The 11,972-nt window shown below is 65.2% G+C and carries 11 protein-coding genes; 3 read left to right on the top strand and 8 right to left on the bottom strand.

The genetic code is table 11. The annotated features are described in order from the left end of the window. Together AC3XYG_RS01810 and AC3XYG_RS01805 are read left to right on the top strand one after the other, a co-directional pair. A partial coding sequence (locus tag AC3XYG_RS01810; RefSeq protein ID WP_489138103.1) for an HlyD family type I secretion periplasmic adaptor subunit occupies window positions 1-1,251 on the top strand: 1,251 nt, incomplete at its 5' end. Between the two features lie 433 nt (window positions 1,252-1,684). Next, window positions 1,685-2,344: a LuxR C-terminal-related transcriptional regulator gene (locus AC3XYG_RS01805; RefSeq protein ID WP_489138102.1), complete on the top strand. Its 660-nt coding sequence runs from the start codon at window positions 1,685-1,687 to the stop codon at window positions 2,342-2,344. A gap of 554 nt (window positions 2,345-2,898) precedes the next feature. Here the strand turns inward: AC3XYG_RS01805 and AC3XYG_RS01800 are convergent. The 7 genes from AC3XYG_RS01800 to AC3XYG_RS01770 form a co-directional block, all read right to left on the bottom strand. Then, complete coding sequence (locus tag AC3XYG_RS01800; protein ID WP_489138101.1) at window positions 2,899-3,768, bottom strand: alpha-L-arabinofuranosidase C-terminal domain-containing protein; 870 nt, start codon at window positions 3,766-3,768, stop codon at window positions 2,899-2,901. Further along, window positions 3,714-4,448, bottom strand: a complete 735-nt coding sequence (locus AC3XYG_RS01795; protein ID WP_489138100.1) for an alpha-L-arabinofuranosidase family protein — start codon at window positions 4,446-4,448, stop codon at window positions 3,714-3,716. The genes AC3XYG_RS01800 and AC3XYG_RS01795 overlap by 55 nt, the downstream gene beginning before the upstream one ends. A gap of 31 nt (window positions 4,449-4,479) precedes the next feature. After that, on the bottom strand, window positions 4,480-5,325 hold the full coding sequence (locus AC3XYG_RS01790; protein ID WP_489138099.1) for an ABC transporter ATP-binding protein: 846 nt from the start codon (window positions 5,323-5,325) through the stop codon (window positions 4,480-4,482). Further along, window positions 5,322-6,383 carry an ABC transporter ATP-binding protein gene (locus AC3XYG_RS01785; protein ID WP_489138098.1) on the bottom strand — a complete coding sequence of 354 codons (1,062 nt, stop codon included), beginning with the start codon at window positions 6,381-6,383 and terminating at the stop codon, window positions 5,322-5,324. The genes AC3XYG_RS01790 and AC3XYG_RS01785 overlap by 4 nt, the downstream gene beginning before the upstream one ends. After that, window positions 6,380-7,249, bottom strand: a complete 870-nt coding sequence (locus AC3XYG_RS01780) for an ABC transporter permease (RefSeq protein ID WP_489138097.1) — start codon at window positions 7,247-7,249, stop codon at window positions 6,380-6,382. Before AC3XYG_RS01780 ends, AC3XYG_RS01785 begins: the two co-directional genes overlap by 4 nt. After that, on the bottom strand, window positions 7,249-8,253 hold the full coding sequence (locus AC3XYG_RS01775) for an ABC transporter permease (protein ID WP_489138096.1): 1,005 nt from the start codon (window positions 8,251-8,253) through the stop codon (window positions 7,249-7,251). Before AC3XYG_RS01775 ends, AC3XYG_RS01780 begins: the two co-directional genes overlap by 1 nt. 65 nt (window positions 8,254-8,318) lie before the next feature. Then, complete coding sequence (locus AC3XYG_RS01770; RefSeq protein ID WP_489138095.1) at window positions 8,319-10,214, bottom strand: ABC transporter substrate-binding protein; 1,896 nt, start codon at window positions 10,212-10,214, stop codon at window positions 8,319-8,321. Here AC3XYG_RS01770 and AC3XYG_RS01765 point away from each other — a divergent pair. Beyond that, complete coding sequence (locus AC3XYG_RS01765) at window positions 10,184-11,122, top strand: ArsR/SmtB family transcription factor (RefSeq protein ID WP_489138094.1); 939 nt, start codon at window positions 10,184-10,186, stop codon at window positions 11,120-11,122. The two genes, AC3XYG_RS01770 and AC3XYG_RS01765, sit on opposite strands and share 31 nt — an antisense overlap. 191 nt (window positions 11,123-11,313) lie before the next feature. Here the strand turns inward: AC3XYG_RS01765 and AC3XYG_RS01760 are convergent. Next, window positions 11,314-11,972, bottom strand: a 659-nt coding sequence (locus tag AC3XYG_RS01760; protein WP_489138093.1) for a xanthine dehydrogenase family protein molybdopterin-binding subunit, incomplete at its 5' end; no start/stop codon positions are given.

Raw genomic sequence — 11,972 nt, 5'->3', positions numbered from 1 at the left:
ACCCTCTATGCCGTCATCGCCATCATCGTCGCCGGCGTGGTCTGGGCCTCGGTGTCCTCGGTCGACGAGATCGTGGCCGCACCGGGCAAGCTGATCACCACCCAGCCCAACCTGATCGTGCAGCCGCTCGAGACCTCGGTCATCCGGTCGATCGACGTGACCGTGGGCCAGACGGTCCGCGCCGGCCAGCGGCTGGCCGCGCTGGACCCGACCTTCACGCAATCGGATGTCGAACAGCTGCGCGGCAAGGTCGCGGCGCTGGACGCCCAGATGGACCGGATCGAGGCGGAGCTGGCCGGCCAGCCCTATGAGCCGGCGGCCGACGCATCCCCGGATGCGGTGCTGCAGATGCGCTTCTATGCCCAGCGCAAGGCGGCCTACGACACCCAGCTGCAGAATTTCGACGACCAGATCGCGCGGGCGGAAGCCAACCTTTCGGTGAACCGGGATGCGGAGCCACTGCTGGTGGAACGGGTGGACACCCAGCGCCAAATCGAGCAGATGCGCCAGACCCTGATGGCCGACCAGACCGGCTCGAAGCTGAACTATCTGCTGTCGCATGACGCGCGCCTCGACATCCAGGCGGCGCTGTCCAAGAACCATGGCGAGCAGATCGAGATGACGCACGCCATCGCGAAGGCCCGGTCGGAACGGCAGGCCTTCATCGAAGAGTTCCGGCGGGCGGCCCTGGAAGACCTGGTCAAGGCACGCGACACGCATGAGGCCACGGCCGAGGAACTGAAGAAGGCCGTGCTGCGGCGCGACATGATCATGCTGACCGCGCCGGCCGATGCGGTGGTGCTGGATATCGCGCAGCGGTCGGTCGGGTCGGTGGTGCGCGAGGCCGAACCCCTGTTCACGCTGGTGCCGCTCGACGTCCCGCTCGAGGCCGAGGTCACGATCGCCAGCCGCGACATCGGGCAGCTCGGCGCCGACGAGCCGGTCCGGCTGAAGCTCGATGCCTTTCCGTTCCAGAAGCACGGCACCGCCGCCGGCGTGGTCAGGACCATCAGCCAGGATGCCTTCCTATCCGGCAACAAGGATGAGAAAGGGGTGAATCCCGCGGCGCCGATGGTTTATCGCGCCCGCGTCCGGCTGACCGATACGACGCTGCGATCCGTGCCGCCCACCTTCCGCCTGCTGCCCGGCATGACCGTGGTGGCCGAGATCAAGGTCGGCCGGCACAGCGTGCTGTCCTACTTCCTCTATCCGCTGCTGCGCGGCCTGGACGAGAGCATCCGCGAGCCCTGAGTCCATTGTGAGATCAGTGCATCGATCCATGGGTGCCTGGAAAACAGGTGGTGATGCTGGCTACCCGCCCCGCGGATCCAGCACCGGCGATCATTCCGGCACCGTGCCGTTGTTCCAGGGGTGACAAGCCATCGCATGCTATTGAAGGGGTTTGACAGCGGCACCGGAAGAGACGGCAACCAATTGATTTAGTTTACAATTCTTCGCCCTGAGATTTGCCGATTGGGATACGCCGTACATTTCTCCCTCCTTTTGATCCAGATCGAAGGGTCATTCGTAAATTATATCAAATGCAACGCAATACCGCATTAACTCACACCCCATTGAAGTTGGCCCGCATGATGGAAAAGGTTGCCACGACAGCGGAACGCAACAATCACGCGATATCCCGATCGCGTCTCCAGGAAGATGCAACCGGACCGGGAGGCGCGCGATGCCGGCGTCGCTGACGACCAACGCCCCCCTGATCACTGTCATCGATTCCCGTACGCTTCAGCTCGACAGCCTCGTCAGGGCGTTGAGCGCGGATAAGGTCACCTTCCAGGTCCAGGGCTTCACAGGGATCCGGGAATGGAGCGTCGCCGCCAACGGCCGGCAATCATCGGCCATCCTGTTCGGAATTGGCGGGAAGCACGGAGACGCGCCGGAAGTTGTGGCAGATCTCCAGGCATTGGCGCGGGACTATGAGGATGTGCCGGTGGTCGTACTCGGCGATACTGAGGAGCCATCGCACATTGTCGGCGTGTTGGCGCTTGGCGCCCGCGGCTATATTCCGGCCAGCGTGAGCTTAAACGTGGCGATCGAAGCCGTCCGGCTGGTCCTCGCCGGCGGCCTGTTCATACCAGCGAGCATCGTGATCCGTTCATACCAACAGCATCAAGTCTCGGGGTCTGCCACTGCCGACAACCTCACGAACCTCCTGACCAAACGGCAGGCAGCCGTGGCGGATGCCATCCGGCAGGGGAAACCAAACAAAGTCATTGCTTACGAACTGAATCTCTCGGAGAGCACGGTGAAGGTTCACGTTCGCGATATCATGAAAAAACTGAAGGCCGGCAACCGAACCGAGGTCGCCTTCAAGCTCACTCTTTAGAAGGCCCTGTGCGGAGCCGAGCACGGCCGTGACCATTTCACAGCAGATCACGCCTTCGTCCTGGGGGCCGACGGGGCCAATCTCATCTCTCGACGCGTCACGATGCTCGCCTCGTTCATGGCTGGCTGACAGATGCCGGCCTCGATAGCCCGGCCTGCGGAACGCACTCAATTCGACGCACCAAGACAGCCCAGATCTATCGAAAGACCGGAAATCTGAGAGCAGTTCAACACCTTCTGGGCTACAGAAAGCTTGAAAGGTGGACGACGCACTTAGTATTTCTGAGCAACTGGACCTCTGAGGCCCCTCTGTCGCGCATATAATGCCGACAGCGTCACACCGGCCGGGAGCAAAATTTCTCGGCCCCGGCCGGTCCGCGCCACAAGCGGCCCTTCGGTTGGCGTCCCGGTACCGGACGTCTTTGCGCCGCCGCAACCTCCAGTCTTTCCTACTAATCATTCGTCTCGGAGCCGGCTCCAAAGCGGCCATCGCGCTTGCCTCCGGTGGCGAGGTGGCCCTGGAGCCGGGATTTGGCCCTCCAGGCTTGATGATGACTATTCGGCGGTCGCCAGCCGGATGACGTTCCACGAGGCGGGGCAAAGCGTGGCCCCAATCCGACTGCCCTCGACGCGGACCCCGGCCAGCGGGGTCGGCTTTACACAGTCCGGCGCCTCTTTGGTGTTGGTGGCGGCAAGGTCGTCGTGCCGCAGCTCGGTCGCCTGCATCTGCTCGAGCGAACCGAAACCCCGGATGTCGATGTCGACCGACATCGGCTGATCGAGGTGACGGTTGAGCAGGAACAGCGTCACGGTCCGGCCCGCCTCGTCGTGCACGGCGGCGACCTTCACATAGGGGACGGCCGGCAGCGGGAAGGCCAGTTCGGCCGTGCCGCGGGGGTCATAATAGGTCGCCGCATAGGTTGGCGAGGCCACTTGCGCCCGCAGCACCCGGCCGCGGCCGAGATTGCTGAAATCGGCAAAGGGATGAAAGATCGTCTGCCGCCAGGCCGGGCCGCCGGTCTCTGTCATGATCGGCGCAATGGCGTTCACCAATTGCGCGAGGCATGCGCAGCGGACGCGGTCGGCGTGATTGAGCAGCGAAATGCAGGCCCCGCCGAAGGCCAGCGCATCTTTCATGCTGTAGATTTCCTCGAGGATATCCGGCGCAACCGGCCAGCCGAGCTTGGTCCGGCCTTCGCTGCGCCGGCGCGTGCGGTACCAGACATTCCATTCGTCGAAGCTGAGCATGATGCGCTTGGACGACCGTCGGCGCGCCGCCACCGCATCGACGATGGCGACGACCTCGTCGATGAACGTGTCCATTAGGTCGGGGCTGGCGAGGAAGGCCTCCGTGTCGCCGGCATAGTCGTTCAGGTAGGTGTGGAGCGAGATGTACTCGACATGCTCGAAGGTGTGCTCCAGCACCGTGTCCTCCCAGGCGCCGAAGGTCGGCATGGTGCGGCCGGAAGACCCGCAGGCGGGAGTTCGATCGACGGGTCGACCCATTTCATCATTTTGGCCGCCTCGGTGGCTTTGCGCCCGTACTCCTCGGCGGTCTTGGTCTCCATCTGCCAAGGGCCGTCCATCTCGTTGCCGAGGCACCAGAACTTCACGCCGTGTGGCTCGGCCCACCCGTGGGCGCGACGGAGATCCGAAAGCTCGGTGTCGCCGGGGAAGTTGCAGTATTCGACGAGCCGGCGCGCGGCGTCGCCGTCGCGGGTGCCGAGATTGACCGCGAGCATCGGCTCGATCCCGGCCGCCCGGCACCAGTCGATGAACTCGTTGGTGCCGAAGGCGTTGGTCTCCTTCGACATCCAGGCGAGGTCGAGCCGGCGGGGGCGCTCGTCGACCGGCCCCACACCGTCTTCCCAATCATATCCCGAGACGAAGTTTCCGCCGGGATAGCGCATGATGCTCGGCGCCAGCTCCCGGACGAGATCGAGCACGTCGCGGCGGAAGCCCTTGGCGTCGGCAGTCGGGTGGCCCGGCTCGTAGAGGCCGCCATAGACGCAGCGTCCGAGATGCTCGACGAAGGCCCCGAACAGACGGGGGTCGGTTTCGCCGATGGCGAAGGTGCGGTCGATGGAAACCCTGACGCTCTGCATGGAGGACTCCGGGAAGCGAAGATGGAAACGGTCAGGCCGCCGGCTGGGGCCTGGGTTCGGCGGGACGATCGTCCCGCCACGCGTTGCCGACGGGCAGGACCGCCTGCAACAATCGGATGGAATAGGGATGGCTCGGGGCATCGAGCACGGCGCGGGCGGGCCCGCTCTCCACCACCCAGCCCTTCTCCATGATGATCAGCCGGTCGCTGATGGTGTAGGCGGTGGCAAGGTCGTGGGTGATGTAGATGATCGAGACGCCGAACTCGTCGCGCAGCGTCCTGAACATGTTGACGATGGTCATGCGCAGCGACGCGTCGATCATCGACACCGGCTCGTCCGCCACCACCAGCGCCGGCTCGGGCACCAGGGCGCGGGCGATCGCCACGCGCTGCAGCTGCCCGCCGGACATCTCGTGCGGGTAGCGGCCGCGGACCTCGGCGAGCGAGAGCCCGACCTTGCGCAGCGCCGCATCCGCCCGAACATCGACCTCGCCGCGCGTCCGCGCGCCGCAGAAGCGGCGGGCCGCCATGTACAGGTAGCGATCGACCCGCTTCAGCGGGTTGAACGCCTCGAAAGGGTTCTGAAACACCGGCTGCACCGCGGCCATGAAGGCCAACCGGTCGCGACGGCTGCGGATGGTGGCGAGGTCGCGGCCGCGGAACCGGATCGACCCGCCATCGGTCGATGTACTGTTCAGGATCATCCGCGCCAGCGTCGACTTGCCCGAGCCGGATTCGCCGATGATCGTGAAAATCTCCGGCCGCTCGCTGGCCAGGGCGAAGTCGACCCCGTCGACGGCCCGCACGACATGATGCCCGAACAGGCCGCCGGACCTGAACGTCTTGCCGACCTGCCGGACTTCGAGAAGCGTGGTCATGACAGGACCGCCCCGGTGGCCCTGGCCTTGGCGACATGGCAGGCGACGCGATGCCCGGGCTCGAGTTCCTCCATCGCCGGCACCGCTTCGCGGCAGCGCCCGACCGCCAGGGGGCAGCGCGGATGGAAACGGCAGCCGGTCGGCGGGTCCGCAAGGTTCGGCGGGGCGCCCGGAATACCGGTCTTGCTGACGTCGTCGCCGAGCCGCGGCAGGCTGGAGATCAGATGCGCCGTGTAGGGATGCAGCGGGCGCTGGAAGATCTCCGCGGTCGGCCCCTCCTCCACCAGCCGGCCCGCATACATGATGCCGAGACGGTCGGTGAGGTTGGCGTGCACCGCCATGTCGTGGGTGACGAACAGGATGGACGAGCCCATCTCCCGCTGGATCTCGCGCAGCATCGACAGCACGCCCCTCTGCACAATGACGTCGAGGGCGGTGGTCGGTTCGTCGGCAATGATGAATTCGGGCCGGCAGATGGTGGCGAGCGCGATGGTCAGGCGCTGGCGCATGCCGCCCGACATCTCGTGCGGGTAGGCGTCGAGCACCTTGGGATCGAGGGACAGCCGCTGCAGATGGGCCGCGACCGTGGCGAAGAACGCCTGCCGGGTGCCACCGATATGCCGCGCGGCGAAATCGACGAAGGTGTTCCGGATCCGGCGGACCGGGTTCAGCACGTTCATCGAGCCCTGGCTGATATAGGACAGGCGGCTCCAGCGCATGGCGTCGACTTGGGCCAGGGACATCGCATAGACATCCCGGCGCCCGTCCTGGAAGGCGAAGCTGACGGAGCCGCCGACGACGTTCAGCGGCGGGCGGATCGCACGCGCGATCGTCTTGATCAGCGTGGTCGTGCCGGAGCTGGATTCGCCGGCCAGGCCGTAGATCTCGTTGCGGCGGATGGCGAAGGTGACGTCGTCGACGGCGCGCACCTCCCGCGTCACCCCGAAGAACCGCATCTGGTAGTAGGCCTTGAGGCCGGAGACCTCGAGCAGGGGCGCGGCGGCGGGGGCCGCATTCACCACCCCTGCCGGCTGGGTCGGCAGCGGGGCGGCATTCATGCCCCACCCCCCATGCGCGCCAGCCGGCTGCGCGGGTCGATGTACTCGTTCATGGAGATCGCGAGCAGGAACAGCCCGACGAAGAGCATGATCACCAGGGCCACCGGGAAGGCGATCCACCACCACACGCCGGCGACGAGCGCCGTGTGCTGGTTGGCCCAGTAGATCATGCCGCCGATCGTCGGCGTGTTGATGTCGGTGAAGCCAAGCACCGACAGCGTCACCTCGATGCCGATCGACCAGTTGATGTTGTTCATCGTGGTCGAGAACACGATCGGCAGGACGAAGGGCAGATGCTCCTGCACCAGGATCCGGCCGGTGCTGGCGCCCGAGAAATAGGCCTGGTTGGTGAATTCGCGGGTCCGCAGGCTCATCGCCATGGCCCGGATCAGCCGGGCGTCATAGGCCCAGCCGAGCGCGGCGGTGATCAGCGCGAGCATCGCCCAGCTCATCGCGTCGCGCATGATGAAGTAGAACAGGACGAGGATCGGGAACAGCGGGATGACGACGAAGGTGTCGTTGATCGACATCAGCACCCGGTCGACCCAGCCGCCCTTATAGCCGGCGACCAGCCCGACCACGAGCGCGATGATCCGGCTCAGCGCCGCGACCACGAGGCCGAAGGTCAGCGTGTTGCGGATGGCGAGGGTGAGCTGCCAGAACACGTCCTGCCCCCGCGAGCTCGTGCCGAAGAGATAATCCCAGGACGGGGGCAGGTCCGGCGCCACCACATAGACGTCGAGCGGCGGGTATGGCGATACGAAGGACAGCAGCGCCATCACGACCACGAGCCCGACCAGGATCAAGCCCGCTGCGAATTCGATGTTGTAGCGAAGCAGGTCCCGGAGGACGGCAAGGAACTGCATCAGCGGACCTCCACGCGCGGATCGATCAGCGGGAACAGGAGGTCGATCACCAGGACCGCGGCCGAGACCGCGATGATCGATACAGTGGTGATGCCGAGCACCAGGCTGTAGTCGCCCGCATTCACCCCGCTGATCAGCAGCGAGCCGAGACCGGGATAGCCGAACACCTGCTCGGTGATGATGGCGCCGTTGAAGATCGCACCGAGCTGGAGCGCCAGGCCGGTGACCTGCGGGCCCAGCGCATTGCGCATCACATACGAGCCGAGGATCCGGCGCCGGCCGACGCCGCCCAGTTCGGCATAGGTGACGTAGTCCTCGGTCACGATGTTCGACACCAGGGCCCGCATGCCCATGAACCAGCCGCCGATGCCGACCGCCATGAGCGACAGGCTGGGCAGGATGGAATGCACCAGCACATCCAGGGCGAAGCCGAACGTATCGGCGCGATTGACGTTCATGCTGGCGCCGCCGCTGATCGGCAGCACCGGCCAGAGGAAGCCGAACACGATCAGCAGGACGAAGGCGATGATGTAGTACGGGATCGGGTGGACTCCCATCGACACGATCCCGGCCAGCTTCAGCAGCCGGTTCCGCCGGTAGTAGCCGGCGAGCCCGCCGAGAAGGTTGCCGATGACCCACGTCATCAGGGTGGAGACGAGAAGCAACCCGACCGTCCAGGGCATCGCCCGCCAGATCAGGGTGGAGACCGGGGTCGGGAACGCGGACAGCGATGGGCCGAAATCGCCGACGACGACCCGGCGCCAAAACGAGAAGTACTGCTCGACCGGCGATCCCTCGAGGCCATAGAGCTGGCGCAGCGAGGCCCGCATCATCTCGATCGCCTCGGGGCTGGTGACGCCGAACGAGGTCGCCGCGGTCACGCTTTGCTCGACCGGGTCGATCGGCGTCGAGTGCGTGATGACATAGGTGATGTTCACGCCGATGAAGACGACCACCGCGAATTGCAGCAGCCGCTTGGCGAGATAGGCGAAAAACGGCTTCATCCTCTGCCCCTCAGGGGTTGCCCGCGGGGCCCGGATCTCCGGACCCCGCGGGGCTTTCGCAGGGATCAGGGTTGGGTCGGCTTGAGCCGCACCATCATCAGGCGCGAATTGCCCCAGTTCGGCACCGGATCGGTGTACGGATCGTCGGCCGTCGGGTAGCCGGTCCAGTAGGTCGTATCCATGGCCGTGAAGACGTTGTAGGCCATCAGCGGGATGATCGGCATTTCGCGGACCATGAACTTGGCATAGTCGCGCCCCAACTCGACCGTCTTCGGATCCTCGAAGGACACCGTGCGGATCTGCTCGATCAGCTTGTCGAGCTCCGGGCTCGACAGGCGCTGCCAGTTGCGTGGCGACTGGGTTTTGCCGGCCGGCGCCACGAACTGCGAATGCCAGCTGTCGAGGAAGAAGGCGAGGTCGGGATGGCCGCCATAGGTCTCGACACTCCAGCCGATGAAGGCGTCGAAATCGCCTGCGCCACGCCGGTCCAGCATGTTCGTGCCCTGGGCGACGTCGATCTTCGCGTCGATGCCGAACTGGCGCCATTGCTGGGCGATCATGGTGCCGGCGCGGGTCATCACCGGTCGGGAGTCGCCCTCGACCATGATCTTGATCGAGAGAGGCTTGCCGTCCGGCCCATACCAGGCGCTGCCGCGCTTGGCATAGCCGGCGCGCTCAAGCAGTTCGGCGGCGGCGGTGGGGTTGGGCTTCCACCAGCCATAGCCGAAGGAGCGGGCGATCTCGGCCGGGTCGGTCGGGATCTGATCTCCCATGGACGGGCGCAGCATGGTCGCGATCTGCTGCCCCATGGTCGGGTCGTACGGCTTGATCGTCTCCTTGCCGGTGTCCAGCTCGAAGTTGCTCAGCCAGTCCTGCAGCGGCTTGTGGTAGTCGTCCGGATGCGTGCCGGTCGGCGGGACGGCGATGGCCGAGATTGTCGCGGCGCCCCGGTAAGACGCCATGGCAACAGCCCGGATGTCGATCAGCAAGGTCAGCGCCCAGCGCAGGTCGCGGTTCTGGAAGGTGGGGTGCTGCAGGTTGAAGACAACGGCCGGCAGGGTCGGATCGGGATGGCCGTACGGGAAGCCCTTGAACCAGGTCTGCAGCGACTTCGATTGCTTGGCCAGGGCGAACATCCCCTCTGGCGCCACGTCGTGGATCACGTCGAGGTCGTGGTTCAGCTGCGCGATGACGCGCTTGTCCGGTGGGCCGGGGTCGATATAGGCGACGTATTTCGGCCCGGGCTCGCCGAAGCGGCCGAGCGTGGTGCGCTGCCAGTCGTCACGACGCTGCCACACGAACCATTTGCCGTCCGGGTCATAGCTGTAGAGCGTGTAGGCCCCGAGCGACACAGGCTTGTTGAAGTCGAACCGCAGCGGGTCGGGCGCCTTCTCGAAGACATGCTTCGGCATGATCCAGATGGCGTTGAAACGCACGGTGAACAGCGCATGGAAGCGGGAGTTGGGCTTCTTCAGCTTGAACACCACGGTCCAGTCATCGACCTTCTGCACGCTGTCGACGTTGAGCGCGAGCAGGGCGCTCCAGCGCATTCCCGGGTTTTTGATCTGTGTCTCGACGGTGTAGACGAGGTCGTCGGCGGTGAACTGGACGCCATCGCTCCAGTAGATCCCCGGCCGCAGCTTCACGGTCATCTCAGTGAAGTCGGCATTGTAGATCGGCTTTTCGGACGCCAGGAATTTTCCCAGATCCCGTCCAGGCCATGCTCGGGATCGATATACCAGAGCGTGTCGAGGGCGAGCTGATGCAGGCCGGTATATTGCCCGCCAGCATTGATGGCCCAGATGTTGAACCAGCCGGGATTCTTGATGGTCCCTTCGGGGTTTTCGAGGATCAGCGTCTCTCGGCGCGGCAGGTCCGCGATCGTGCTTTGGGCGGATGAAACGGCCGTTCTTCGAAGGATGATCGCACGATGGATGTGCCACAGCGACGACTGCTGACATTGATGGCCGGCGAAGGCAGCGAGGCGCTGGACGCCCTCTCCTCTCCTGCGAGGCTGGCCATGCTCAGGCTGCTGCGGCAGCGCGGCCCCCTGAACGTCAACCAGATCAGCAGCGAGCTGGACCTGCCGCAATCCACGGTCGCGATCAATGTGCAGAAGCTGGAGCGTGCGGAGCTGATCCGCACGGAGACGGTGAAGGCGAGCAAGGGACAGCAGAAGGTCTGCTCCGCCCTCTACGACGAGATCACGATCCGGCTCGATAATCCGGACGCCCTCCGGGACAACCGGATCATCGAGGTGGCGATGCCGATCGGCCTCTACACCACCTGCGAGGTCAGCGCCCCCTGCGGGCTGTGCTCGACGGACGGTGTGCTAGGCCTTCTCGACGTCCCGGATCACTTTCGGGACCCGAACCGGATGAAGGCGGCCTTGATCTGGTTCGGCCGCGGCTTCGTCGAATACAAGTTCCCGAACAACTCCAAGGTTGTGGAGAAGGCGATCGAGCAGCTCGAGGTCACGATGGAGCTCTCGTCTGAAGTGCCGGGCACCAACGCCGACTGGCCGTCGGACATCACCCTGTGGATCAACCATGTCGCCGTCGCGACCTGGACCTCGCCGGGTGACTACGGTGACATCCGCGGCCGATACACGCCGCGATGGTGGAAGCTCGCCGGTTCACAATACGGCAAGCTCGTCAGCTGGCGTGTCACCGATGAAGGCACTTTCGTCAACGGGGCCCGAACCTCTTCCGTGACGCTGGATCAGCTCCAGCTGAACGACCATCAAGCGATCCGCCTCAGGATCGGCATCGATCAGAATGCCGAACACCCCGGCGGCATGAACATCTTCGGCCGGGGCTTCGGCAACCATGATCAGGATATCGTAATGCGCTTACGCCTGCGGGAGTGACATAGGCCCACAGCGCCGCGTCGGTCTGCCTACCGTCCGCTCACTCGCGGTTCGGCCTGGGTGCGCCATAAGCGGCCATGGCGTCGGCGTCCCGAAAGCGGACAAGGGAGAGATCTGCGTCCCGGAGTTTTGGTTAAGCCGGCCCGAGCCCAGAAGACGACGCGCGGACCGGCTCCTCAGAATGCGGTGCCCTATCGTTGGATGGGCACCAACAGATCATCGATTCGAATGGGGAACCGCCGAACCCGTATCCCCGTCGCGTGCCAGACCGCATTCGCCACGGCGCCGGCTGATCCCGTGACGCCGATCTCACCGACCCCCTTGATACCCAACGCGTTCACATGGGGATCGTGCTCCTCGATGATCAGCGCTTCCAGGGATGGCACGTCGGCGTTTACCGGGATGTGGTATTCGGCGAGGTCGGCATTCAGAGTCCGGCCCGACCGCGGATCCGCCGAAGCGCGCTCGTGCAGGGCGAAGGACGCGCCCCAGATCATGCCGCCATAGAGCTGACTGCGCACCAGATGCGGATTGACGATCCGTCCGGCCGCGAAGGCGCCGACCATGCGGGTGACGCGGACCTGGCCGAGATCCGGATCGACCTTCACTTCGGCATAGACCGCGCCATGCGCGTGCATCGCGTAGCCCTGCTGCGCAGCGGGATCAGCGGCGCCGTTGCCGCGGGCCACGATCTCAGCAAGCCCGGCGCGCCGGAGGATAGCCGAATAACTCTCGCTGCGGGTTTCGTCATCGCAGCTGACCAAGCTGCCGTCGCGGGCCACCACACCGGCATTACCGGCGCCGAACAACGGTGACTTCTCATCGCTGGTGGCGAGGTCGGCAAGCTTGG

The organism is Inquilinus sp. (assembly GCF_057815775.1).
The sequence above is the reverse complement of the archived record's forward strand: the minus strand, read 5'-3'. Positions and strand labels throughout refer to the sequence as shown.

What these genes read in the sequence shown, in the direction of transcription:
- AC3XYG_RS01805 (WP_489138102.1), top strand. Translation starts at nt 1,685, where the DNA reads ATGCCGGCGTCGCTGACGACCAACGCCCCCCTGATCACTGTCATCGAT.
- AC3XYG_RS01795 (WP_489138100.1), bottom strand. Translation starts at nt 4,448, where the DNA reads ATGCAGAGCGTCAGGGTTTCCATCGACCGCACCTTCGCCATCGGCGAA.
- AC3XYG_RS01790 (WP_489138099.1), bottom strand. Translation starts at nt 5,325, where the DNA reads ATGACCACGCTTCTCGAAGTCCGGCAGGTCGGCAAGACGTTCAGGTCC.
- AC3XYG_RS01785 (WP_489138098.1), bottom strand. Translation starts at nt 6,383, where the DNA reads ATGAATGCCGCCCCGCTGCCGACCCAGCCGGCAGGGGTGGTGAATGCG.
- AC3XYG_RS01780 (WP_489138097.1), bottom strand. Translation starts at nt 7,249, where the DNA reads ATGCAGTTCCTTGCCGTCCTCCGGGACCTGCTTCGCTACAACATCGAA.
- AC3XYG_RS01775 (WP_489138096.1), bottom strand. Translation starts at nt 8,253, where the DNA reads ATGAAGCCGTTTTTCGCCTATCTCGCCAAGCGGCTGCTGCAATTCGCG.
- AC3XYG_RS01765 (WP_489138094.1), top strand. Translation starts at nt 10,184, where the DNA reads ATGGATGTGCCACAGCGACGACTGCTGACATTGATGGCCGGCGAAGGC.
- AC3XYG_RS01770 (WP_489138095.1), bottom strand. Translation starts at nt 10,214, where the DNA reads ATGTCAGCAGTCGTCGCTGTGGCACATCCATCGTGCGATCATCCTTCG.